Raw genomic sequence first — 24,809 nt, forward strand, 5'->3', positions numbered from 1 at the left:
GAGACCCACCTTGGCCATGTCAACATGGTGATCGCCGAACAGTAAACCAGGGCAACATGTGTGACGTTGCAGGTAAAGTTGACGGCGGGACGGAGGGAACCGATTGGCGGAGCGCAATGCCGAAGAAATCGCAGCCCGCCGGGCACGCCGCGCTGAACGCCGGCAAAGGCAGCGCGATGCCAATGTCGATCGGTCCGCCAAAATGCATCAGGTCCGGATTGGCGACTCGCAGGCCAACAACCCGACCGAGGATCGACTGGCTGGCCGCATCCATATCGGGTGTTCGGGTTGGTACTATTGGCATTGGAAGGGGCAGTTCTATCCTGCGGATATCCCGTCGAACCAATATTTCCGAATCTATCAGGATCACTTCGAAACGGTAGAGCTCAACGCTCCATTTTATTCGTGGCCGACAATCGGAGCGGTGAAGACCTGGATCCGCCAGGCAGACCCAGGCTTCGTCTATACGATCAAGGTCTGCGAGCTGATAACCCATATCAAGCGGTTCGAGGACACGAAAAGTCTGATCGAGGATTTCGGCTATATCGCCGGCCTTCTCGGCCCGCAGATGGGCTGCTTTCTCTTCCAGCTGCCGCCGAGCGTGCACTACACTTCGGAAATGCTGCAATCCATTTTATCGCAGCTCGACCCGCGCCACAGGAACGTTGTCGAATTTCGCCACAAGAGTTGGTGGACTGACGAGGTCTTCGAAGCCTTTACAGCCGCTGGGGCGATCTTCTGCTCTTGCAGCGGCCCCCGGTTGCCGGATGAGCTTGTTCGGACTGCCGATGACATTTACGTTCGGTTCCACGGGACTAGGCAATGGTATCGCCACGATTACAGCGATGCGGAACTGCTCGTGTGGGTCGAGCGCATTCGGCAAAGCTCGGCGAAGACCGTGTGGGTCTACTTCAACAACGATCGCGACGGACATTCGATCAAGAATGCCAGCCGGTTGTCGGAGCTAATGAAGATACCAGCCACGTAGGGCGCAGCCGCCAGGATCAGGCGGTCTGCTTGGCCGCACCGGCTTCTAATCGACCATAGACAAGGGAACAGACCCTGAGGATCGGGCTGGTCACCTGGAACAAGGAGCATACGACCGCCTCGCGCGACGACATGATCGATATCGCACGGTCATTGGCGCGAACAGGCAGGTGAGGCGAGGAGGGGGACCGCGGCCGGGCAGGGTGAGGTGAGGGGCAGCGCGGGCGCCGCCTCATGCGGAACAGCTTGCCGGGGGCAGTCGGTCCCGGGTTCCGCTCGTTCCGAGCGGCGCTTTGCTAACCCTCCTGCGGCTGCCCTTTTAACCGGTCAAGCTGTGCGCGAACTGGCGCCGGCGCGGACGCGCCTTCGCCTGGTATGCTCATTGTTTGAAGAGGCTTGCCCTCGGCCCGAAGGAAGAATCTGCGCGGTTCATGAAGGGACTCTTCTAATTGAACTTGGCGTTCGAAAAAGCCGATCTCAAGTTCCTCGCCGCCATCATCCTCAGCCTTATCTTCAATCGGGACGCGCGGAGCGGTTGAGCCGGTGGCGCGGAGCGCGCAAGCTCCTTCTCTCATGCGGCCGGCCGATGGAACACGAAGGACTGTCTCCGCGCGTACCCAGAACAGCCTAAAGAGGCAACGTCTGCGACCGTACGCAACGATTCCGGAAGCTCGAACGTTTCACCTTTCCAATCAAAGGAGACAACTTCGTTGAAACGAAATTCTATCGATACCCGTAGCGGCAAACGCTACCTGCGCCACACCACGAAGAGCCGCATCGAGAGGTCGCCCGGTGCCGGGCGGTCTCTGTGCGCGGCGGAGGCGACTGCGGCGACCATCATGCAAAGCGCTGAGGAGGGGTGGTAGATGTCAGTCGTTGGCCCATTTTTTTATGAACTCCTCGCGGCGGAGCGACAAGCGATCCTCGAGCGGCTCGCTGTCACGCTTGAGCGGAATGCCAGGTGGGCCGCCGAGCAAGGTGACGATGCCCTCGAAATGGTGATGAGATCGGTGGGCACCGCTTTGCTGTCGGTAGCAGGCGATCTTGCGACGACCGACATCACGCTCACGCAGGATGTGGCAGCCCGCGCAGTCAACCTCATCACGACGTTCCATTGCCGTTACCCCGAATACCCGGTCGGGCCGACGCTACACTGATATGGCGGATCCGACGCCGGCGATGAAAGGGCCGCACCGTTTGTTGTTAGGACCGCTTAAGAGATTTGTCTGCGCTGTTGCACGGATCTTGCGATCCCTCTCGAAAGTTCCTAGGTCACCAAAGGGTCCTTGCATTTTGCAAGGCCCGTGCTCGAGGGACCGACATGATCCTTGCCCTCTCAGATGTCAGAAAATCTTATTCCACCGCCGAGGGACCAATCGAGATCCTGAAGGGCATCGACCTGGAAGTCGCTGGGGGCGAAAGTGTTGCGCTAACCGGAGAATCCGGTAGCGGCAAAAGCACATTGCTGCATCTGGCAGGCGGGCTCGACCGTGCCGATAGCGGCTCGGTCGTGATGGATGGCAGCGATCTGGCGCTATTTGCAGAAAACGAACGAGCCCGATACCGGAGAACGAGGGTCGGCCTGATCTTTCAACAGTTTAACCTCATCCCATCACTGAGCGTCGCAGCCAACATCTCGTTCCACGCCAAGCTTGCAAACCGGTACGATCACGCTTGGGAAAAGCAGTTGATCGAGAAGTTGGGGCTGCGCGAACACACTGCCCGATATCCCGAGCAGCTTTCCGGAGGGCAACAGCAGCGCGTTGCAATCGGGCGAACCTTGGCGGCCCGACCTCCTCTCATCCTTGCGGACGAGCCAACGGGCAACCTGGATGAGCAGACAGGCGATGCGGTCCTCAATCTGATGCTCAGCCTGGCCCGAACAGTGGGATCAGCTCTGCTTCTTGTCACTCACTCGATGAGGCTTGCAGGTCGTCTGGACCGAACGGTGGTCCTCCGCGGTGGGAAGATTGCCGAATGAATTTCGTTGCATTTGCAGCCCTGCTGTCACACTGGCGTCGGAGACCTCTCCAGCTTCTGACGCTGGTCATGGGGATTGCGCTTGCGACGGCTCTCTGGTCCGGCGTTCAGGCTATTAACGCCGAGGCGAGGGCGAACTATGCCCGGGCGGCTTCGGTTCTGGAGCAAGGCAACCTCCGGCAGATCGTCGCCAAGGACGGTGACGGCATAGCGACTGAGGTCTATGGCAGCCTGCGTCGAGCGGGTCTGAATGTTTCGCCCGTGATCGAGGGCAACTACCGCTTCGGAAGCACAAGGGTCAGATTGGTTGGTATCGAACCTCTGACGATGCCAAGGGACACCCTGAACGAGACCGTCGCCAGCAGTCCAGACCTATCCGGCTTCTTTTCAGCCCGCGGACAGTTGCTCGTGTCGAGCGCGACTGCCGAGCGTCTACGCGGCAGCACGGATATGACCGTCAAGATAGCTGGCAATGTACCCGACGGTGCTGCCTTCGTCGACATATCGGTCGCTGATCGATTGCTCGACAGGCACGGGAAGATTGACCGCCTGGTGGTCGCAGCCGATCAAAAGATTTCCGCCGAAGCAATCGATCAGGCGGGATTGACGATCCGCGAACCGGCTGAACAACCGGACGTCGCTCGCCTCACAGATAGCTTCCACCTCAACTTGACCGCCTTCGGCTTCCTTTCGTTCATCGTCGGGCTCTTCATCGTGTATTCGGCCACGGGCCTGACCTTCGAACAGCGTCGAGGCACTTTTCGTACACTCAGATCGCTTGGTATCTCGCTTCGAGCATTGACCACTATGCTCCTGATCGAGCTTTCGATGCTGGCGCTGATATCCGGCTTGATCGGCGTCATACTCGGCTACGTCATTGCATGGCTCCTGATGCCGGGTGTCGCCGCGACCCTCAGGGGCCTCTACGGCGCCAATGTGTCAGGCTCGCTATCCATTCGGCCGGAGTGGTGGCTGGCTGGACTGGCGATTGCTCTTGGAGGAACCGCTGTCTCGTCAGCTCAGAGCCTGTGGCGGGTCTGGAAGCTGCCGATTTTGGACGCCGCCCAGCCGCGAGCGTGGGCAAGAGAGTCGGCCAGATCGCTTGCCTTTCAAGCCGGAACGGGTGGAATTCTGCTGATCTTGGCGGCTATCCTGGCGACTACTGCGTCCGGGCTGGCGGCGGGTTTTGCGGTACTTGGCTGCCTGCTTCTTGGAACAGTTCTGATGCTGCCTGGACTTCTTGCCGTCATCCTGACCAAAGCGCAGCAATTGGCACGGAGCGCCCTCATGGAATGGTTCTGGGCCGACACCCGCATACAGCTTCCCGGCCTGTCGCTGGCTTTGATGGCGCTGCTCCTGGCATTGTCGGCGAACATCGGCGTTGGCACGATGGTATCCAGTTTCCGGCTGACGTTCATCGGATGGCTCGATCAACGCCTGGCCGCCGAGCTTTACGTTACTGCCAAGGATGAGGCGGAAGCTGCGCGGCTTAGGGTCTGGCTTCCGCAACGCTCGAGAGCGCTCTTGCCCATCTGGAGCGTCGACGGCGAGGTGCTTGGCGAACAGATCCAGATCTTTGGTGTCGCGGACGATTCGACCTACCGGGAGCACTGGCCCTTGATCGCTTCCGACAATGACGTTTGGGATAAGATCGCCGCCGGGCCGGGTGCTCTCATCAATGAACAGATGTGGCGTCGCGGCGAAGCAAAGATCGGTCAGCCGTTGTTCATGCCTGGAGGCTGGAGCGCAACCGTGGTCGGCGTGTACTCGGACTATGGGAACCCGAATGGACAAGTGATCGTCGGGATCAATACCCTGGTCGACCACTACCCCGATGTCTCGAAACTTCGCTACGGTGTCCGAGTGACTCCCGAGCGAGCCCAGGATCTCAAGCGCCAGTTGGTCGAGGAGTTTGGTCTGCCAGATAGCGCGATCGTTGACCAGGCTTCGCTTAAGCGGCAATCGAGAGCCATATTCGATCAGACATTCAAGGTGACGGGCGCGTTGAACGTCCTCACCCTTGCGGTGGCAGGATTTGCGATGTTCTCAAGTCTCCTGACGCTGTCTGGAATTCGGCTTCCTCAGCTCGCTCCGGTGTGGGCAATGGGTGTGCGGCGACGGGATCTGGCGCTCTATGAAGTTGCCCGGACACTTGCACTCTGGCTGGCAACATTTGTGGCTGCGATCCCCGTCGGTCTTGCCCTGGCATGGGTCCTCCTTGCGATCGTGAACGTGGAGGCCTTTGGTTGGCGATTGCCAATGATGGTGTTTCCAACGGATTGGCTTTGGCTGGGTGCAATTGCTCTCGTCGCTGCATTGCTGTCGGTGCTGGTGCCGGTTCGGCGTTTGGCCTCGATCAATCCTGCGGACCTGCTGAGGGTTTTCGCCAATGAACGGTAGAAAGTCGGTCTCTGTCCTGATAGCGGCGGCTATGATCTGCGTAAGCGGTCAGACATTTGCGCAAGGCTTCGCCGGATTGGGATCGGATGCGCAAGGTTTTGCGATCCCTGCGCGGGGCTCTGTTCTTTCTTTCCCCGCCGATCACGGCGCTCATCCTGATTATCGCATTGAGTGGTGGTATGTGACCGCCAATCTTAAAGATGGGGATGGCAAGCAATATGGAGCGCAGTGGACGCTCTTTCGCTCTGCGCTGGCTCCGGGAGACAAGGCAGGTTTCGCGGATCCGCAGATCTGGATCGGGCACGCAGCGATCACCACTCAGGACCATCAGTATGTCGCAGAGCGCTTGGGGCGGGGAGGCGTCGGGCAGGCGGGCGTTGCCGCGGCACCATTTCGGGCTTGGATAGACGACTGGCGGATGGAGGGTAGCGAGCGAACCGGCTCGGACTCCTTTGGCAATCTTTCAGTCTCCGCCGGCGGGCCGGACTTCAGCTACACCCTGGACCTCAAGGCCGACGGCCCGCTCGTTCTTCAGGGAGACAACGGTTTCTCCGTGAAGTCGGCGAACGGACAGGCGAGCCACTATTATTCACAGCCTTTCTTTGAGGTGGCGGGAACGATCACGACGTTCGGAGCGCCGATCAAGGTCACCGGCAAAGCCTGGCTGGATCGGGAGTGGTCGTCGCAGCCGCTTGCGTCCAATCAGACGGGCTGGGACTGGTTCTCACTGCATCTGAATTCCGGCGATAAGCTGATGGCTTTTCGGCTTCGTGATGACGAGGACGGGTTCATCTCCGCGAACTGGATATCCGCGGACGGACGGACGACGCCTTTGTCGAAAGACGACGTTCACCTGGAGCCGACGCGGGAGGCAACGGTCGATGGGCGCCGGATGCCGGTAGAGTGGCGTATACGCGTGCCGGGTAAGTCACTTGATATTACGACGAAGCCGCTGAACGAGCAGTCCTGGATGGCGACCTCTATGCCTTATTGGGAGGGGCCGATTAACTTCACAGGCTCGGCGTCAGGTGTCGGATATCTTGAAATGACCGGCTATTAGCTGCTACGTCTCACATGTAGGTAACAGCTCCTCCGTCGAACGGTGCGAACCAGCCAGGCCGTATGGCAACATCGAAGAAGTCCGAACGGCAATGGCGGCCTCCACGGGGTGGTTGCAGACGTCCTGCATTCGTAGCGCAATGAACCCGATGCAGGATGCCTTGCGATCAAACCAAATGTCGACTGCAGCGCATCAACGAAGCTAATCGCGACTTGAGCGCCGGCCTCGCGAGCATAATAGTCCACGGCATTCTCGACATCCCCGCGGGCCGACTCGCGGGGAACTATAGACTTTGCGGTCACCTAGAGCTTTGCCGCGAGGCACGGGTTCGCAGGTTATCGAAATAGGCGGCATCAACCGGCTCGGTCGTCTCGGATGAAGCACCCTCAAGCAGGAGAGTACGCAAATGCTGCCGATCTTTGTCGTGACGGATCAACTCGCGGACGTATTCGCTGCCGGTACCATAACCTCGCCCGGCGACCTGCTGGTCGACGAACTGCTTCAGGTTATCCGGCAGGGAAATATTCATAGTGCTCATTGGGCTAAAATAGCCAGCATGGCAAAATTTGGCAAGGCGGGAAATCCGGGTGGAGATTACCGCCCGAGGCAGGCGCTACTCTCGCGAAGCTAAACGCGCAGGTTCAGATACCTACTGCGTCATCGCGAAGCCTGCCTTTGCTTTTGGAAATTCACAATCTCTTCCGTCCCCAGATGTTTGAAAACGCGTACCCAAAAGGTGAAATCACCTGAGCGGCCGTCGTAGCGCACGCATAGTGCGCACCAGGCAGCCGCTGTTTTCGCATCTTGTCCGTAAAGCAATCGCTGTAAAACCTGCTCAGAAGGGATAGTGCTGGGCGGAATCCTCGACCGTGATCCAGCGCAGATCGGTGAATTCGGCGATTGCCGCCTTGCCGCCGAAGCGGCCATAGCCGCTGCCCTTGACGCCGCCGAAGGGCATTTGCGCCTCGTCGTGCACGGTCGGGCCATTGATATGGCAGATGCCGGATTCGATCCGCGCCGCAACCGCCATTGCCCGTTGAACATTCCGGCTGAAGACGGCGGAGGACAGGCCGTATTCGGTGTCGTTGGCGATGCGGATGGCTTCTTCCTCGCCGGAGACGCGAATGATCGGCTTCACCGGACCGAAGGATTCTTCTGCATAGACGCGCATCTCGGGCGTGACATGATCGAGCAGCGTCGCCTCGACCACAGTGCCGGAGCGCTTGCCGCCGGCCACGAGTTTTGCACCCTTGGCCGTCGCATCAGCGATCAGCTCTTCCATTTTCTTCGCTGCGTCGAGGCTGATCAGCGAGCCGAGAACGACGTGCCCACGCGGGTCGCCGGCCGGCAGCTGGCTGGCGCGGGCGGCCAGTTTGGCGACGAACTGATCGGCGATCGCCGCGTCGACGATGATGCGTTCCGTCGACATGCAGATCTGGCCCTGGTTCATGAAGGCGCCAAAAATGGCGGCGTTGACGGCACCGTCGATATCGGCGTCGTCGAGGATGACGAGCGGCGCCTTGCCGCCGAGTTCGAGGAGGGCGGGTTTGAGATGCCTGCCGCAGGTCTCGGCGATGATCTTGCCGACCTTGGTCGATCCGGTGAAGTTCACGCGCTTGACGGCCGGATGGGCAATCAGCGCCGCGACGATCTCAGGCGCATCCTCCGGCGCGTTGGTGAGGACGTTGATGACGCCAGCCGGCAGGCCCGCTTCGGTCAGCACTGTGGCAATCAGCCGGTGGGTGCCGGGGCATTGTTCGGATGCCTTGAGGACGACGGTATTGCCGCAAGCAATCGGCATGGCGATGGCGCGGGTGGCGAGGATGACGGGCGCGTTCCAGGGAGCGATCGCCAGGCAGACGCCCGCGGCCTGGCGAACACCCATGGCGAGTGTGCCGGGTTTGTCGGAAGGGATGATTTCGCCTGATATCTGCGTCGTCATGGCGCCGGCCTCGCGCAGGATGTTGGCGGCGAGCATGACATTGAAGCCGGCCCAGGGCGCGGTTGAGCCGGTCTCCTCGATCATCAGCCGGGTAAACTCGGCGACTTTGGAATCCATGATATCGGCAGCCTTCATCAGGACCGCGCGGCGCTGGCCGGGGCCGGTCTTCGACCAGGCGCCGAAGGCAGCGGAGGCGGCACTAACGGCTGCGGCAACGTCGTCCAGGCCTGCCGCGGCGGCGCGGCTTGCGAGCTTTTCGGTGAAGGGATCGATGCGATCATAGGTCCGGCCGCCGGAGGCCGCGCGGTCGGCGCCGTTTATGAGGAGGGAAATATTCATCGGAGGTCTCCTTGGGACAAGAACTAGAAGCCGAGGACTTCGGCGTTTATGGAAGCTTCGAGGCCGCCGTCAACGGCAAGATTGGCGCCGTTGATCCAGCGTGCGCCATCCGAGCAGAGGAAGAGCACGGCAGGCGCGATATCGGCGGAGGTGCCGGCCCGGCCGACGCGGGTGATGTCGCTGTCGACCCTGGCGTCGCCGAGCACGGCGCGGAACTGCTTGAGGATCGGCGTTTCCACCGGCCCGGGGCTGACCGCATTGACCCGGATGCCGCGGTTTTTGAACAATGCCTGATGGGCGGCGCGCATGGTCCAGAGCAGCAGCAGTTCCTTGGAGAGCGGATAGCCTTCTTCGTCCTTGAGGCCGTGCTCGGCCACAACCGCCGCCACCTCGGGAAAGCCTTCAATGGCGACTAAGGACTTTGCCCGCTCGAGATTGGCGCGCCAGCCGTAGCCGGCGATCGAGGCGACATTGACGACGGCGCCGCCTTCACGCAGGCGGGGTGCAACGGCTTCGGACAGGGCGCGAAGGCCGTAGAAATTGACGGCGAGCGTCGAGACGACACCGGTGTTGCCGGAAAGGCCGGCGACATTGGCGAGCGCGTCGAGGCGCACCGGAAGCTGCGCGACGATCTCGGCAACGCCGGATGCAGTAGACAGATCGCCCTTGATGAAGGCGGCACTTCCACTCACCGGCTCGCGCACATCGACGCCGATGACCTCGGCGCCCATCTGGCCGGCCAGTTCCGCCGTGCGGGCGCCGATGCCGGAAGCCACGCCGGTCACCAGGATTGTTTTACCAAAAAGCATGAACGTCACCTTTCGCAACAGAATCCGGATGTAAGCCGGCTCATTCTTCCCATTTGATTTTATGCGGACCGGGCAATTTCAGCCGGTAGCCGACCGGCAGAAGTTGAAAATCGAAGCGGCGCTCGATTTCGCCCCAAAGGCCGCGCGGCAGGTAGAGCGAGAAGATCGCGGCGGTGGCGCCGAGGCCGATCAGGTACCAGACGCCGGCTCCGCCGAAGACGGTCTCGATCACGAAGAACAGGATGGCGCCGAGGATCGCCCCTTCGAACTTGCCGATCCCGCCGACCAGCACCATGAAGATCATGTAGGCCGTCCATTGGACGCTGAAATAGGTCTTCGGCTGGAAGGTCGTGGCGGTCGCCAGCCACAGGCCTCCGGCGACGGCGATGCCGAAGGCGGCGAGCACGAAGAGCAGCCTTTTGGTTGCTATCACCCGCACGCCGACCGAGGTCGCCGCCTCCTCATTGTCGCGGATTGCCTGCATGGCAGCGCCTGCGCGGCTGCGCATCAGGATGAAGAGAGCGCCGAGCAGGGCGGCCATGGCCGTCAAGGCGAGCCAGTAGATCGTCGCCCGCCGCGTGCCGCTGTCATAGACATTGAGCGAGATCAACGAGGTTCCCGTTTCCCCCTGGATCAGGCCGTCGAGGTTGACGAGCAGGTGGGCGAGTGTGGCGACGACCCACATGCCGATCGCGAACTCGCCGCCCTTCAGGCGCAGCATGAACAGCGAAAGCGGGATCGACAGGACGCCAGTGACGATCGCGGCGGCAAAGAGCGCGACGAAGGGATTGAGCCCCGCATCGGCAAGCCGGATAGTGAAATAGGCGCCGAGGCCGAAGAACACCTGCTGGCCGACCGAGACGAGCCCGCCGAAACCGGCAAGCGCATTCCACATGGCGGCAAGGATCACGTAGATGAACAGGGCCGTCATCCGGTCGATCGCGCCGGCGCCGAGCACGGCTGGGGCAAACATCAGCAGGGCAAGCACCGCGGCCATGCAGCCAAGCGCCACCCGCGACGATTTCGTCCAGCGCTCTATCGATATTCCGTTGGAGAGAACGGTCATGTCGGGCTCCGGAGACGGGTGCGCAGGGAGGCGCCAAGTTTGTCGAGAACCGGCATGCCGAACCGGGACAGCCGAATGAAAAGCACCAGCAGGAACACGGCATGGCCGCCGATCAGGAAGCCTTGCGGATGCAATTGCGCGCCGAGCGATTGGGCAAGACCGAGAACGATGCCGCCGGCAAGCGTACCCCATAACGATCCTGCACCGCCGATGACGGCCGCCTCGAAGGCGAAGAGAAGCTGCGGGCCGCCAGAATAGGCGCTGAAGGTTGCCCGCATCCCGAGAAAGGCGCCGGCGATGCCGACCGTGACCATGGTGATTGCGGTAGCGACGGCGTTGACCCTGCGGGCATCGATGCCGACCAATCCTGCCGTATCGGGATCTTCGGCCGTGGCGCGGATCGCGCGACCAAGCGCAAAGCGGCTCAGGAAGAACTGCAGCCCGCCGAGAATAAGGACTGCCGTCACCATCATCAGGACGGCCAGCTTGCCGACGAAGATGTGGCCCGGCAATTGCCAGGAGGCATAGGACAGGTTGCCGATGAAGGGCGCGAGCGACCGGGTGTCGGCGCCGAACTGCTCGAACAGCAGGTTGTCGATGACGATCGACAGGCCGAAAGTCGTCAGGATCGGCAGGAGCGTGCCGCCGCGGGCGCTGCGTTCCAGAATGAAGCGCTGCAGCAGCCAGCCGACGGCCGCCATGACTGGCAGCACGATCAGCAGGCCGGCGAAAGGCGGAATGCCAGCTTTGGCGGCGAGCAGCCACAGGCCGTAGGCGGCCGCGACCGCCAGGCTGCCATGCGCGAGGTTGATGATCCGCATGACCGAGAACATGAAGGACAGGCCGCAGGCGATGACGGCGTAGTAACCGCCCAGCAGAATGCCCTGGAGCAGGGTGTTGATCACGATGCGCTCCTTTCGCCGGCCGCCCGGTGCAATCCGAAATAGGCTTGGGTGACATGTTCGCGCGTGGCGGCCGCCGCCGGCCTGTCGAGGACGATGCGTCCCTCGAGCATGCAGATGACACGGCTTGCCACGCTCATGGCGCGGCCGAGGTCCTGTTCGACGAGCACGATGGTCGTTCCCGATGTAAGCAGCGCCTGCAGCTGGGCGTAGACGCGATCGACGACCAGAGGCGAAAGCCCGAGCGAGACCTCGTCCAGGAGAAGGATTTCGGGATTGCTCATCAACGCCCGGCCGATGGCGGTCGCCTGCTGTTCCCCGCCCGAGAGGTGTCCTGTCTTGGCATGACGGCGGGGTTTCAGGTTGGGAAAGGCGTCGAGGACGCGGTCGATGCTCCACTCGCCTTTGCGGCCGGAGCTCTTTCCGAGAAGCAGGTTTTCCTCCACCGTCATCTGCGAAAACAGGCGCCGGCCTTCCGGCACCAGGGCGATGCCCTTGGCGATCCGTTTGTGGGAGGGCACGGCGGCCAGATCTTCATCGTTGAGGAGGACGTGGCCGGAGGACGGCAGATGGGCGCCGGCGATCGATCGCAGCAGCGTCGTCTTGCCGGCGCCATTTGCGCCGACCAGCGCCAGCACCTCGCCCTTGGCAAGATCGAAACTGACCCCGCGCACCGCCTGCAGCAGACCGTGGCGGACGTCGAGGTCGCGGATGGAAAGAAGGCTCATGCGGGTGTCCCTCCGAGATAGGCTTTGACCACCTCCGCATTGCTCATGACCATTTTAGGTTCGCCATCGGCGATGATCCTGCCGGCGTCCATGCAGATCAGCCGTTCCGCCACCTGCAGGAGGATATGAACGATATGCTCGATCCAGACGATGCCGATGCCGCGGCGGCGCAATTCGAGGATGGTTTCGACGAGCTCGCTCGCCTCGCCATCGGTCAGGCCGCCGCCGATCTCGTCGAGCAGCATCAGCCTCGGCTGCGTGGCAAGCGCACGGGCAAGCTCCAGCCGTTTGCGGTCCAGCAGGCCAAGCGTGTCGGCAGGGCGGTTGGCGACGCCAAGCATGCCGCAGAGCGAAAGCGAATCCACCACGCGCTCATAGGCCTCGTCGCGGCTTGCGGCATTGCCGTGCGATGCGGCGACGAAAACATTTTCGAAGGTCGTCATGCCGCCGAAGGGCTTGGGAATCTGATGGGTCCGGACGAGCCCGGAGCGGCAGCGTTCCGCCGCCGTCCGGCGCGTGACGTCGACGCCATCGAAGGTGATGCTTCCCTCATTCGGCGGGAAGGCGCCGGCGAGCACGCTGAGCAGGGTCGTCTTGCCGGCGCCGTTCGGCCCGACAATGCCGATCGCCTCGCCATCCCCCATGGAAAAGTCCAGATTCTCCAGCACCACCAGCGCGCCGAACCGCTTGTGGATTCCCTTGGCCGAGAGAAAGGCTCCCCCCGGCCGTCTTTGAGCTTCCCGCTGCAGCACTGTTCGTTATCCGTTATAGGCGGTGAGCTTGGCGCCGACCGGGACATTGGGGTCGGTGGCGTTTTCGGTGACGACATAGTCGAGCGCGAATTTCGAGCCCTCCGGCGCTTTCACCCATTGCGTGCCGATGATCGGTCCGGGAGAAACGTTGGCGACGGGGCCGCTGGTGAAGTCGACCTTGCCGGCGATCGTGGTGGTCTTCAGTGTGCTGATTGCCTTGGCGACGGCCTCTTTGCTCTTGACGTCGGTGCTGGCCTTCAGCGCATCGAAGCCGGCGTCGAGAAGCGCAAGGCTGGCGCCGAGCTGCTGCGTCCACTGCTTGCCGCTGGCGGTTTCATAGCCGTCGGCGAGTTCGGTTCCCGAAACGCCTGTCAGCGTGGATTTGTAGGGGAAGGCCTTGTGCCAGTAGGCGGCGCTGCCGATGTTCAGACCGAGGTCGCCGAGCGCCTCGATGTCGGAGGGAAACAGGCCCGTCTTGGCAATCTGGCAGATCTTGATCTGCTGGGTGAGGCCCTGCTGTGCAGCCTGACGCCAGAAGGCGGCGAAGTCGGGCGGTATCGGGAACGAATTGAAGATCTCCACGCCCTCCTGCCGGAAGAGAGCGATCTGCGCGGTAAAATCGGTGGTGCCGGTTTCATAAGCGCCGGGATTGACGATGGTGAAGCCCTCCTTGGCGAGCGCCGGCGCCAGATGGGCGCGGATCGCATTGCCGTCGGCGTCGTTGGGATACATGACGCCGACCTTCTTGTTGGTCTCGATCAGGTTCCACTGCGAAACATAGGCCTTGTGGAACTCTTCGACGCCGAAGCCGAAATGATAGGTCCACTTGAACGGCGAGGGCGCGCCCGGCTTGGCGCCGCGGCCGAAATACCAGGCTTCCCAGGGCATGACCGTCGAGAGGCAGGGAATGCCGGCCGCTTCGCAGGCGTCGGCCACCGGATTGATGGTTTCGGGCGTCGAGACGGCGAGCATCAGGTCGATCGCCTGGTTGTTGATCAGGTCCTTCGCCAGCTGGCCGGCGCGCGAGGGATCGGACTGGGTGTCCTGGTCGAGGATCTCCACCTTCCAGGTCTTGCCGCCCGCCTGCAGGCCGCCCTCCAGCGCCTTGCGCGCCAGGTCGAGCACGTAGCCGTCCGTCTCGCCGAAGCCGCCGAGAGGGCCGGTGCGCGGGCTGATGAAGCCGACCTTCAACGTGTCGGTGCTTTGAGCAAAGGCCGTGCGGCCGGAAAGCGCCAGCGCCGCGCTTCCCGCCACCGTCGATGCGATGAAAGAGCGGCGGCTCAGCGATGCCGCGTTGAATTTGCCGTTGCGGAAAATGCCGTTCATGAAATCATTCCTCCCTCTTGATGAGGCCTCCCAGCCCCGTTCCCTTTGTTCATTCGGCCGATCTGGAATTCAGATCGGATAGTGCCGTTTTCCCGAGGCCATGGTGATCCATCGGAGCTCGGTGAATTCATCGATCGCCGCCTTGCCGCCGAAGCGGCCATAGCCGCTTGATTTGACGCCGCCGAACGGCATTTGCGGCTCGTCGGAAACTGTCGCCTCGTTGATGTGGCAGATGCCGGATTCAAGCCGCATGGCAACGGCAAGTGCTGCGTTGACGTCGGCGCTGAAAACGGCGGCCGACAGCCCGTATTCGTTGTCGTTGGCAACCGTCACGGCCTCGTCGACGCTGCCGACGCGGATGATCGCCGCGACCGGCCCAAAGCTCTCTTCGCGGTAGATGCGCATGGCAGGCGTCACGTGATCGATGACGGTCGCATCCATCAGCGTGCCGTTGGCCTGGCCGCCGCAGACGAGCACCGCGCCCTTCTGCAGGGCATCATCGACGAGCGACCGGACGCGCCGGACGGCCTCAGTGTTGATCAGCGTGCCGAGCGGCGTGTTGCCGTCCTTGGGATTGCCGGCGACGAGGGTTGCGGCTTTCGCCCGGAATTTGCCGACGAAGCCATCGGCGATCTCGTCCATGAGGATGATCCGTTCTGTCGACATGCAGATCTGGCCCTGATTCATGAAGGCGCCGAAGGCGGCCGCACGCACGGCCTCGTCGATATCGGCGTCGGCAAGGACGATGAAAGGCGCCTTGCCGCCGAGTTCGAGCAGGCAGCGCTTGAGATGTCTTGCCGCGGATTCGGCGATGATCCTGCCGACACGGGTGGAGCCGGTGAAATTGATGCGGCGGACGGCGGGATGGGCGATTAGGGCGTCGACGACGGCGGCGGCATCGCTCGGCGCATTGGAGACGACGTTGACGACGCCGCGCGGAAAACCGGCGTCGCGCAGGACGTCGCCGATCAGACCATGGGTCTTCGGGCAGAGTTCTGACGCCTTTAGGATGACCGTATTGCCGCAGGCAAGCGGCATGGCAACGGCGCGGGTGCCGAGGATAATAGGCGCATTCCAGGGCGCAATGCCGACGCAGACGCCTGCCGGCTGACGGACCGCCATGGCGAGGCTTCCCGGAATGCCTGACGGAATGAGTTCGCCTGATATCTGCGTGGTCATCGCCGCCGCTTCCCGAAGAATATCCGCCCCGAGCCCGCAATTGATCGCCGCCCATTGTGCGGTGGCGCCGGTTTCCCCGGTCATGGCGGCAATGAGTTCGGGTGTGCGCGCATTCAGGATATCGGCGGCGGCATTCAGGAGCCTGCGCCGTTCGCCCGGGCCGGTTTGCGACCAATCCGGAAAGGCGGCCGCGGCCGCATTGGCCGCCCTTGCCATGTCGGCAACCGATCCTGCCGAGGCGATCGTCGCGACATCGCCGGTCAGCGGATCGATGCGTTCGAAGGTGGCCCCTTCGGAAGCATCCATCGCCTCGTTGTTGATCATCAGCTTTGCCGCGAACACCGTTTCACCCAATTCGTCACGTGTTGGCGCCAAGTGCCGGCGCCTGCATTGTTGCCATGGGAGAAAACGAGCGGACGCCGCGCCACAAGGGTCGCCTGACGATTCCTGCATCTGCTGAAGAGCCTCCTCCCAAAGGCTGATGAGAAAAGGTTACGCCGATCTGGCGTGGATGGAATGCGATTTATTGGGTTAATATTGTAATTATCCGGTGATATCAGCATTGTTTGACGCGGGAATGGAGGAGAGACCTTGGCAACGGACGGGGGGATTCATCACTATGCCAGGGGCGAGTGGCACGGGCCGTCGCTGTCGCACCGGCGTATCCGTTTTCAAAAAGGGCTCTATGCCGATTTCCACCATTTCCTCCTGCTCGGGGAGGGGAGTGGGGAGCTCCATTTCGACAATGGCGACCATCGGCCGCTGCACGGGCCGCTGCTTGCCTTCCTGCCGCCGCAGGCGCGATGTGACCTGTCGATATCAGCCGGAACCGCTGCCCATCTGGTCGGGGCTTCGCCGCAGATCATGGTCGATGCGATCGGCGACAAGGTGGAATCCTATTCGCTGCGCATCTTCACCGAGCAGCGCAAGCTGGTCGAGGCATTGGATCCCTTGACGGTCACTGAAATCAGCCCGCTGATTTCGGGCTTCGTACGGGAATTGGGCGATCCCACCCGCTCCTCCTGGATGGTCGCATCCGCCTATATCAGGCTCATTCTGATGGCGCTGTGGCGCGGCTCCGATGGCGAGAGAAGTGAGCAGCGCGGCCAGGGTGAAGTGGGATCGATCCTGCAGAGATATCGCCAACTCGTCGAAGCCGGGTTCCGCCAGCATCGGCCGATCAGCGATTACGCCGCGGAGCTGGGCGTCACGGCCGACCGGCTGCATTCGACCTGCCATAGGGCGCTCGGCCGCTCGCCGATCCAGCTCCTGCACGAGCGCGTGGTGCAGGAGGCAAAGCTGAGATTGGAGCGATCGGCCCGCAATATCCAGGAAATCTCCGACAGCCTCGGCTTCCGCGACCCGACCTATTTCAGCCATTTCTTCAAGCGCAAAACCGGCCTTTCACCCGCCGGCTACCGCGAGATCGCCCGCGCTTCCGCCGGCTCGGAAAACAGCATGCTGTCTTCGGGGTATGCCGATTGGCCTTAGGCTATTGATCAACGCTAGAATCTTCCAGTTTTGGATCGCAAATCATGCTGACAGGTAATCCTAAGTCGGCGTAGGACTGCAATGCGCCTCCATTTCGGTCATTCAACCCCGAACTGGGAACTCCCAAAAGCATGGCGCGATTAGACTGACCTTGGGACGAACCTCGGATCTGCGTTGACTTTCGGTCTTTGGGCTAGCGTCGCTGGGGTCTAATGGTAGCAGGCAACAACACTGCCTCAACGCGGACTAGAGTAAAACCGCAATATTTGTGGACCGGTGGACGGAACGCTACAACTTTCTCGGAAAGTATAGATAATCGACACACGTGTTCGGAAGGGGAGATATCGATCATCGTGGCAAAGCAATCCGCTCATTCTGCAGAACCGATGATCCAGGGCGTGTTCCTGCAATTGGAACGCGCCCTCTTCCATTTGAGCCATTGCGGTCATGGAGAGGCCGTGGCCGTGGAACTGGTCGATGACGTTTCGCGACACAAAAATGGCAAGGCCACTACGCGTGAGCAAGACAAGAACACGCTCGATGGCGAGAAAGGGATGTTCGCCGATCGTAGCCTTGACCTATGGCGGACGCTTCAGATTTGGACGAACGATTTCCGGGCTTCAGGTGCCTTTTGTTCCCACTATCTGCTCGTGACGAACACCCAAGCAACCGGCACGATCGCGGACGCGCTGCGTGCAGCTGTTGGCTTAACCGATCGTGCAACGGCGATCGTAACCGCGATGAACGATGCTGCGCAGGCTGGGCGCGAGAGTCGCAAGCCAAAGGAGCCGTCCAAGATTCAGGCAATCATCGACGATGTAATGGCGTTGCCGAGCCATAACTTGCACGATCTCGCTTCTAGGATCGAGATGGTAGAAGACTTCGACTACCATGGCATGCGGCAAGAACTTGCCACACGACTAGGAATTAGCCCGGATGTCGAGCGTGACGCCGTTCTGACCGAACTCATGGGCTGGGTGGTCGAAACGCTGAAAACCGCCTGGGGTGTTGGCGCTCCAGGGATAATCACAAAGGAAGCGTGCCTTCGCCAGATCGACGCAGTCGAGAGGAGAATGGTTCGCCGCAGATTCTTGCCTAGGCCCTCGTCTGAGGTCTTGGTCGGGGACGCGCAGGTCGTACATGCCAGGGGGCGGCAATTCGTCGACCATCTAGGCCGCATCGAAGTTCACGACGATGAGGTGCTACAAGCAATCGAGCATTTCGTTCAGTTCAACGCAGAGCGACATCGCCTGGCCAATGAAGGCGAAATTCCCCTTCAAGAATGGACGGATCGGGGCAGCCGACTCAAACAGCGCTGGCAGAATGTCACCCGGCAGGTTCGCCTCAATCATTCGGACAAGAGCCGTACCCAGCGCGGCAAGCATGTATTTGCAGAAACCACGTACCATCACCGAGAGGCACTTGCTGGCCAGCCTTGCGACGAACTCTACATGACGTCCGGTCATTACCACAGACTGGCTGACGACAACCTAGTCTGGTGGGACCCGGAATTCCGGGGAGACTGAAATGCGCGAAGATCATGAAGAGTTAATTCTGCGGAACCCTGCCTACCTCGCGTGCTTGTTGTGGAACTTGGCACGGTCCTTCGCCGATAATGGTAGTGGTCGATCGCCTAACCTCACACACATGGTGATTGGCACTAGCATGCTTTTTCATGCCGCGAGTGTGGAAAAAATCCGCGCAATGAAGTTCGATAGCGGGTTGCTGAAAGCTCTGTCCGATGTCCCCGAGCTTGTTGCCGGGGGCCAAGCTAGACTTGAGGCTGCGCTACCTACATGCCTTCAGGCATTGCAATTAGGGGTGGCCGCTGGAATCATTCGCAGGGAGAGTGGGTACAGGTTCCCCACCTTTCTTGCTTTAGGAACGAACCTGCCGAAGGCTCTTCGTGACGCCGAGGCCGCCACTGGTCCGGGCATCTCGGCCGCTAGGCGCCTAGGCGCCTGGTTCGCCCGAGAGGATTTAGCAACCGTTCGGGGCCGTATGGGAGTGCGCTTTTAGTGAAACTTCACATTAAAGAAATCATCATTTGGCCGGAAGATCCGAATGTCGAGCCACGAACCATTCCTTTCGACCCCAAGAAACTGAGCGTGATCTCGGGATGGAGTTCGACTGGCAAGTCCTCGGTCATTTCGATCATCGACTATGTGCTCGGTGCCGGGACCAGCGCAATTCCAGTAGGTGTAATCAGGGACAAAGCATCGTGGTACGGCCTCACTCTCGACACCGACGTAGGCCTGATGCGGCTTGGCCGTGAGAAGCCCCAGCTCCGACAAGTTTCAGACCAGTATTGGTTATTGCAAGGCGAGGAAGTCTCGCAATCGCTCCCACGCAGACCGCGTCCTAACGCTCGCACTGAACGCATCAAGCAGTTGTTCGACGATCTGTCACAACTGTCAAATCTCGATACCGACCCCAGCGGGCGTGGCTTTGGCGGACGCGCGAGCTTCAGGGATATGGCGGCCTTCAACTTTCTCCCGCAGCACGTCGTGGCCAACCCTTATACGCTGTTTTTCAAGGCCGACACTTCCCAGCACCGAGAAAAGCTTCGAAACGTCATGCCGCTGGCATTGGGGATTCTCGCGAACGAGGATCTGGTTAAACTGCACACGCGTCGACTTCTTCGAGACGAGCTCAGGCGGGTCGAGGCGGACCTGAATCTTCGGCGGGAAGCCCTCGAACGATGGCGAGGAAATGCAACTGTTGCGTTCTATCACGCACAAGAACTCAGTCTGCTTCCGAGCGGACCACTGCCTGAGTCCCTCGACGAAGTCATCGACATCCTCAAGAAGGTTGTTGCGAAAGGAGGTGAGACGGTAACCGCATCAGGGCGCGTTTCGGTAGCAGTCGATCGGTTGCAAGAACTCCGAGAAAGGGAGCGCGCGTCCGACCGGAGCATTTCCGACGGCAAGAGACGCTTACGGCGTCTGCGCAGTCTCCGGGGTTCCGTAGCTGACTATGGCGACATTCTCGCCGACCAGAAGCAGCGCATTCGTGGCGTCGGCTGGTTCAAAGAAGCCATCGTCGCGCATGAATGCATCCTATGCGGATCTGACACCGGGGCGGCGCGTCGCGCGCTCGAGGAATTGGAAGGACCGATCTCCGAGCTGGAAGATTTGATTGCAGGCACGATGGCGACTCCCCCGGTCGTCGACCGGGAAATTTTGGATGTCGAGGCGCAACTCATAAAGGATGAGCAGTCATTGTTGACGTTGCGCCGCACTCGTATCACTGCGGAGGCAACAGTCGACGCCGAGCAAGGTCGGTCGCAAAGTCTTGAAAATGTGTATCGTTTCCTCGGCGGCACCGAGCAAGCACTCAGAATGGTCGGAGAGGTTGAAAGCGAAGGTGGCCTGAGGCAGCAGGTGGAAGACCTGCGCCATCGCATTTCGGAGCTCGATCGCGCGCTCGACCAAAATCGGCAGCGAGAGCGCGAGATCCAAATTCACACGAGCATCTCTAAAGGCATATCACGCTTCATAGAGCTGCTCGAAATCGATGGTGCCGACGGCACGCCAAGCCTTGATCAGCGCGAGCTTAACATCAAGTTCCAACGTTCGGAAGGTGAGAAACCCGATTTCCTTTGGGAGATCGGTAGCGGCGAAAACTGGATGGCATACCACCTTGCTGCCATGTTCTCCTTGCACACCCTTTTCCTGCGACGAGGCTCGCAAAGCCCGGTGCCGAGCTTCTTGGTTATCGACCAACCAAGCCAGGTCTATTTCCCCAGCGATACCTATAAGCAGTTCGTTGAGAAGGATGGGGATCAAGATTCATCTCTCCGCAGCTTGGATCTGCAGCGCACTAGACAGATCTTCAAGGCAATCGCTCACGTCCAAAAGGTGCTTGGCGGACTTCAGGTGATTATTCTTGATCACGCTGATCGCAACACCTGGGGCGACATCGAGAACATCAAGGAGGTGGGGAATTGGCGCGACGACGACGCACTGATCCCACCCAGTTGGTTGCGTGGAGACTAAGAGGCACAGGCGGTACTGGAGTATGCCTCGGCGGTGGCAACGGACTATGCGTACATGGTCAAGGACGGGTTGCTGCTGGAAGACGCCGAAACGCTCGAGCGATGCACAGACATCATTGGGAGCGCGAACCGTGCTGCGAATTGATAATGGGGGAAAGAGTGTCGACCTATTTTACGGACCGTGAATACGGGGTACGTCCTGCAACAATCGATTCCATTAATGAGCGCCTGTGGGGAGGCCTTTTCAGCTTGATCCAGACGAGGATTGGCGATGGCTCGTTTGGCCTTCGCTTTCCGGAACAGTGTCCCGACGGGAACGGTCCGTGCGGATGTGACGTACAGGCATTCAGCCGAGTGCTGAGCGCCGAGGTGCCGTGGATCGAGTGGCCGTTCTCTGTGAACGAAGTACCAGATACGCCGGTGATCCTCGATCTGCTCGAGTTTTGCGCTGGCGCCGTCGGTGAACCGATTCAAGGCGCTTATCACTCCTACTTCGGTCACCATCACTTGAGTTGGGACCGGGACGCCGGCCTTGTCCGATTTGTAGCGGACGTAAACCTCCTGTTCCGTCGCAATGCAGTTGCCTATGAACTCACATCGACCGGGCAGGCCCGCCGGCTTGTTCCCCAACCGATCTCCGATGCTCTCGGTTGGGCGATGTTTCAGACTGGTGATATGGAGACGGACCGATTGCTCGAAGCCGCGCGCCAACGGTTTCTCTCGCCAAAGCCTGACGATCGGCAGGATGCGCTGGAGAAACTATGGGACGCTTTTGAACGGCTGAAGACGCTGGAGCCCGGTGCCAATAAGCGCGCGCAGGCCGATGCGCTGCTGGACCGCGTCGCCGCGCCGGGCTCTGGATTTCGAGAAGCCCTTGGGCGGGAGGCCGCTGAACTGACCTCCATAGGGAATAGCTTTCGCATTCGTCATTCCGAGACGACGCAGGAGGCGCTGACCTCTCTGGATCAGGTCGACTATCTGTTTACGCGGATGTTTGCATTCGTGCGCGTGATCCTGAAAGGGACTGGGCGTGGCGGATAACCTTTACGGGCGTATCTCCGGGATTCTGCACGGGATGAGCCACGCTCAAATGAGCCAGGAGCCAGAGCAGGTCGCTGGGTTGGTCGTGCCTGCACCAGAAGGCTTCTCGAAACGGCAGCGCATCGAACTTGCGCTCGATAACCTCACGCAGGAGGACTTGGCTCGACTGGCACTCAAATTCGCAGTTGCTCGCAACGACATCCCGCTCGATGAGGCAGGTCGCAAGGTGCTCGAGGCTGATGACCCGCCGCTGACGCAGATCACACGACGAGACATCGCGCGGATCCTCGGCGACGATCTCGCCGGTGAGCGCAGCACCGTAGAAGTGATCGAGGGCTACTTCCCGCTTTCCTCATTATTCGAAGGCTTGTTCGGCAGCCAGAGACAGAGCCTGCGCGACCAGATCGTCCGGCACATGGATCACAATCCCGGTGATTGGTCGGTCGAACGACTGTTCGGAGAAATCGGGGCCTTCGATTGTTCCAGAGCTAGGTTCGGCGCCTTGCTCGAACAAGCTGTTCATCCCCTTTCCCGATCGGGCGATGAGCAGACGAAGACGGTCGCAGCACTGAACAGGGTACTCGCGCGAGATGGATATGAGCTTGCGCAGGATGGCGAGATATCCGGCCACCCGATCTTCAGTTTCCGCTCCCTGATGCGCCGAGTTAGTGGCCGGCCCAAAAACTTGATCTTTGCGTCACGAGGACCAAAGCCGGAGATTGGCTTCGCCGACGCGATCAACAACGACATCGTCATTCTGTCTGGCGAAGAGAGTTGCCTGATCTACGATCGGCCGATCGGCTCGAGCGGCCTTTTGTGGTCGGAGCTCGTTTCCTGGTGGGGCGAGATTACGCCGGGGGCTGATGCCGCAAGTCTCGGAGCTCGACTCCAAGAATCCCTAGCCTCGGACGCAGAACGCAAGCTTTTCGCGACCTACTTCAAGACCTATCGATCCGCCCTGGGCGAGGCACTGCCCGCGCTCCTGCCTCAGGTCTATCTTCACTATGACCCTGCCGTGGTGAAGACCCTGCGTCATCGGCTGCCTCTGCCACGTCAACGCATGGACTTCCTACTGCTGCTTCCTAGCCGCCAGCGCATCGTGATCGAGGTCGATGGCAAGCACCACTTCTCGGAAAACGACCTTCCGTCATTGAAGGTCTATGCCGACATGGTGTCGGCCGACCGCGAACTGCGCCTTGCTGGATATGAGGTCTATCGGTTCGGGGCGAATGAACTAGTCGGTTACGGCGCTGAGACGCGCATCACAGATTTCTTCGACAAGCTTTTTCGACTGCATCGGATCCGGCAATGAGGTATTCGCCGATTCGCCGCAACGCATGGCGATCTCTAAGGGGTAACAATTGACGACGACGATATTCTGGTCCTGGCAAAGTGATCGCGACCCGAAGCTGCACCACTATTTTGTGCGCGACGCGCTGAAGGATGCCTGCAAGCTCATCACCATCGATCCCGACTATGAGGAGGCGGTGCGACCCGAGGTCGATCACGATACCAAGAATGTCGCCGGAACCCCGGACATCACGAAGACGATTCTGGAGAAGATCGCCAGAGCGAATGTGTTTGTAGCGGATATGACCCCCGTCGGAGTAACCGATCCAGTAGCGCTACAGCCGAACACAAGCGCGGATAAGCGCTCGGAGCCAAAGCACCTGCAAAACCCGAACGTCATGTCTGAACTTGGCTACGCGGAACATGCGCTCTCACAGAGCCGCATCATCCTGGTAGCCAACGGCGCGCACTATCCAGGCCCCGTGGCGCTTCCGTTTGACTGGCGTCACCGTAGCGGCGCGAAAGTCTATCACCTGAAGGACGGGGCCACGAAGGACGAGATTAAAACGGAGCAGAAGCGTTTCGCCGAGGTTTTGAAGAGCTGCATCGTGCCCATCCTGGCCGAGCAAGCACCGGCAAAGACGGCTCCGCCGCCCATTTCTTGGCAAACGTCGAGCAGTAGTGATCCGGCAATCTGGCCGGCGGCGGAGAAGAAGCTCGAGTTCCGAAACAATGCGATGGAGGAGCAACGGCGGAATGTTGCGCTCTTCGGAGGGACGCGGATCTTTGCGCGTATCGCGCCGCGCGAATGGTCGGTGCCAGCCAGGATTGAGCTTGAACAGCGGATTTCGGACATCGGGCTGAACATTCGTGGGCGAGATGGTGACTGGGGTCTCAATGGTGATGGCGCGCTGTCTGTCTGGGGTCGCATCACCGGCGCGCGCAACGACATGATCGTCACGAGCGCGACGCAGTGGTTTCAGTCGAACGGTGAGCTTTGGGCGGTCAACAGCAACTGTTTCGCGGAGAACAGCAGCGGTCAATGTTTCGCATATGTGCTGCCTTTCGCACCGCTCGATGCGTTTCTCCGCAAGGGCGTCGCTGCCATTAGAGCGATGGGAGGTAAAGGCCCGATCGGGATCAAACTGGGTGCTGGAGATCTGACTGACACTGTCTTGCCTGGCCAATATGAATCACAACGCTTCCCTGCTGTCAGCGCGCGTGTAGATGTGGGCGAAGAACTTGAGGTCTGGACGCCAGACGAACGGCGAGCGCTCCTGTTCCGATTTTGGAATGCCTTGATGGACGTCTACGGTCGTCCGCCTGCGCGATCCATGGCAGAGTTCGAACAAGCAGCTTCGGTAGCGCCGCTCTCGAAATAAGTCGCGGAATGATGAGCGAAGAGGCAAAACTGAATGCGCTCGATCCGCGCCAAGTAGCGCGGATCTCGATTCTCACAAAAGGAGTGCCTCAGAGGGGTATGGCGTAGACGTAGCCCTCATCTTCACCCGGCACAGCAC

General features: G+C 60.6%; 23 protein-coding genes and 1 pseudogene. 14 read left to right on the forward strand and 10 right to left on the reverse strand.

All coding sequences use genetic code 11. The features are described 5' to 3' along the window. The first annotated feature begins 202 nt into the window (after positions 1–202). The 7 genes and pseudogenes from HX899_RS31950 (at position 203) to HX899_RS31975 (ending at position 6,427) form a co-directional block, all read left to right on the forward strand. The gene (locus tag HX899_RS31950; RefSeq protein WP_407073948.1) at positions 203–988 is read left to right on the forward strand and encodes a DUF72 domain-containing protein; all 786 of its coding nucleotides are present in this window, start codon (positions 203–205) and stop codon (positions 986–988) included. 77 nt (positions 989–1,065) lie between these two features. Then, positions 1,066–1,161 (forward strand): annotated as a pseudogene (locus tag HX899_RS35365) (LysR family transcriptional regulator); the annotation flags it as partial. 536 nt (positions 1,162–1,697) lie between these two features. Next, positions 1,698–1,853, forward strand: a complete 156-nt coding sequence (locus HX899_RS31955; protein WP_173863028.1) for a hypothetical protein — start codon at positions 1,698–1,700, stop codon at positions 1,851–1,853. Continuing rightward, positions 1,854–2,144: a hypothetical protein gene (locus tag HX899_RS31960; RefSeq protein ID WP_181294319.1), complete on the forward strand. Its 291-nt coding sequence runs from the start codon at positions 1,854–1,856 to the stop codon at positions 2,142–2,144. It abuts the gene before it with no gap. Between the two features lie 164 nt (positions 2,145–2,308). After that, positions 2,309–2,968 carry an ABC transporter ATP-binding protein gene (locus HX899_RS31965; RefSeq protein WP_181294321.1) on the forward strand — a complete coding sequence of 220 codons (660 nt, stop codon included), beginning with the start codon at positions 2,309–2,311 and terminating at the stop codon, positions 2,966–2,968. Then, positions 2,965–5,367, forward strand: coding sequence for an FtsX-like permease family protein (locus HX899_RS31970; RefSeq protein WP_181294322.1), 2,403 nt, complete (start codon positions 2,965–2,967; stop codon positions 5,365–5,367). Before HX899_RS31965 ends, HX899_RS31970 begins: the two co-directional genes overlap by 4 nt. Continuing rightward, positions 5,357–6,427 (forward strand): lipocalin-like domain-containing protein, encoded by a 1,071-nt coding sequence (locus HX899_RS31975; RefSeq protein WP_181294325.1) that lies wholly within the window; start codon positions 5,357–5,359, stop codon positions 6,425–6,427. Before HX899_RS31970 ends, HX899_RS31975 begins: the two co-directional genes overlap by 11 nt. Here the strand turns inward: HX899_RS31975 and HX899_RS34875 are convergent. From HX899_RS34875 to HX899_RS32025, 10 genes are all read right to left on the reverse strand, one after another. Then, positions 6,424–6,729, reverse strand: a complete 306-nt coding sequence (locus HX899_RS34875) for a type II toxin-antitoxin system RelE/ParE family toxin (RefSeq protein WP_348647955.1) — start codon at positions 6,727–6,729, stop codon at positions 6,424–6,426. The genes HX899_RS31975 and HX899_RS34875 overlap by 4 nt on opposite strands. Next, on the reverse strand, positions 6,726–6,965 hold the full coding sequence (locus HX899_RS31985) for a type II toxin-antitoxin system ParD family antitoxin (protein ID WP_181294327.1): 240 nt from the start codon (positions 6,963–6,965) through the stop codon (positions 6,726–6,728). The genes HX899_RS34875 and HX899_RS31985 overlap by 4 nt, the downstream gene beginning before the upstream one ends. 297 nt (positions 6,966–7,262) lie before the next feature. Further along, complete coding sequence (locus tag HX899_RS31990) at positions 7,263–8,708, reverse strand: aldehyde dehydrogenase (protein ID WP_181294328.1); 1,446 nt, start codon at positions 8,706–8,708, stop codon at positions 7,263–7,265. A gap of 23 nt (positions 8,709–8,731) precedes the next feature. Continuing rightward, positions 8,732–9,517 carry a coniferyl-alcohol dehydrogenase gene (locus HX899_RS31995; RefSeq protein ID WP_181294330.1) on the reverse strand — a complete coding sequence of 262 codons (786 nt, stop codon included), beginning with the start codon at positions 9,515–9,517 and terminating at the stop codon, positions 8,732–8,734. A 40-nt stretch (positions 9,518–9,557) separates the two neighbouring features. Continuing rightward, complete coding sequence (locus HX899_RS32000; protein ID WP_181294332.1) at positions 9,558–10,583, reverse strand: branched-chain amino acid ABC transporter permease; 1,026 nt, start codon at positions 10,581–10,583, stop codon at positions 9,558–9,560. Next, positions 10,580–11,488: a branched-chain amino acid ABC transporter permease gene (locus HX899_RS32005; RefSeq protein WP_181294333.1), complete on the reverse strand. Its 909-nt coding sequence runs from the start codon at positions 11,486–11,488 to the stop codon at positions 10,580–10,582. Before HX899_RS32005 ends, HX899_RS32000 begins: the two co-directional genes overlap by 4 nt. Then, complete coding sequence (locus HX899_RS32010; protein WP_181294335.1) at positions 11,485–12,213, reverse strand: ABC transporter ATP-binding protein; 729 nt, start codon at positions 12,211–12,213, stop codon at positions 11,485–11,487. The genes HX899_RS32005 and HX899_RS32010 overlap by 4 nt, the downstream gene beginning before the upstream one ends. Further along, positions 12,210–12,965, reverse strand: coding sequence for an ABC transporter ATP-binding protein (locus HX899_RS32015; protein WP_017996021.1), 756 nt, complete (start codon positions 12,963–12,965; stop codon positions 12,210–12,212). Before HX899_RS32015 ends, HX899_RS32010 begins: the two co-directional genes overlap by 4 nt. A 6-nt stretch (positions 12,966–12,971) precedes the next feature. Next, a complete protein-coding gene (locus HX899_RS32020) occupies positions 12,972–14,291 on the reverse strand; it encodes an ABC transporter substrate-binding protein (RefSeq protein ID WP_181294336.1) in 1,320 nt (439 codons plus the stop codon). Positions 14,292–14,360: 69 nt separating this feature from the next. After that, positions 14,361–15,824, reverse strand: a complete 1,464-nt coding sequence (locus HX899_RS32025; protein WP_181294380.1) for an aldehyde dehydrogenase — start codon at positions 15,822–15,824, stop codon at positions 14,361–14,363. Positions 15,825–16,061: 237 nt separating this feature from the next. On the opposite strand from HX899_RS32025, the gene HX899_RS32030 reads away from it, so the two are divergent. From HX899_RS32030 to HX899_RS32055, 7 genes are all read left to right on the forward strand, one after another. Continuing rightward, positions 16,062–16,961 (forward strand): AraC family transcriptional regulator, encoded by a 900-nt coding sequence (locus HX899_RS32030; RefSeq protein ID WP_181294338.1) that lies wholly within the window; start codon positions 16,062–16,064, stop codon positions 16,959–16,961. A gap of 353 nt (positions 16,962–17,314) precedes the next feature. Further along, complete coding sequence (locus HX899_RS32035; RefSeq protein WP_181294340.1) at positions 17,315–18,487, forward strand: ABC-three component system protein; 1,173 nt, start codon at positions 17,315–17,317, stop codon at positions 18,485–18,487. Between the two features lies 1 nt (position 18,488). Further along, positions 18,489–18,980, forward strand: coding sequence for a three component ABC system middle component (locus tag HX899_RS35720; protein ID WP_407073945.1), 492 nt, complete (start codon positions 18,489–18,491; stop codon positions 18,978–18,980). After that, positions 18,980–20,959 carry a DUF3732 domain-containing protein gene (locus HX899_RS35625; protein ID WP_181294341.1) on the forward strand — a complete coding sequence of 660 codons (1,980 nt, stop codon included), beginning with the start codon at positions 18,980–18,982 and terminating at the stop codon, positions 20,957–20,959. The genes HX899_RS35720 and HX899_RS35625 overlap by 1 nt, the downstream gene beginning before the upstream one ends. A 158-nt stretch (positions 20,960–21,117) precedes the next feature. Continuing rightward, positions 21,118–21,999: a hypothetical protein gene (locus tag HX899_RS32045; RefSeq protein ID WP_348647957.1), complete on the forward strand. Its 882-nt coding sequence runs from the start codon at positions 21,118–21,120 to the stop codon at positions 21,997–21,999. Beyond that, the gene (locus HX899_RS32050) at positions 21,989–23,311 is read left to right on the forward strand and encodes a hypothetical protein (protein ID WP_181294342.1); all 1,323 of its coding nucleotides are present in this window, start codon (positions 21,989–21,991) and stop codon (positions 23,309–23,311) included. The genes HX899_RS32045 and HX899_RS32050 overlap by 11 nt, the downstream gene beginning before the upstream one ends. A 49-nt stretch (positions 23,312–23,360) precedes the next feature. Next, positions 23,361–24,671, forward strand: coding sequence for a hypothetical protein (locus HX899_RS32055; RefSeq protein ID WP_181294343.1), 1,311 nt, complete (start codon positions 23,361–23,363; stop codon positions 24,669–24,671). The last annotated feature ends 138 nt before the right edge of the window (positions 24,672–24,809 follow it).

This window comes from Rhizobium sp. WYCCWR 11146, from assembly GCF_013591995.1.
GTDB lineage: Bacteria > Pseudomonadota > Alphaproteobacteria > Rhizobiales > Rhizobiaceae > Rhizobium > Rhizobium indicum.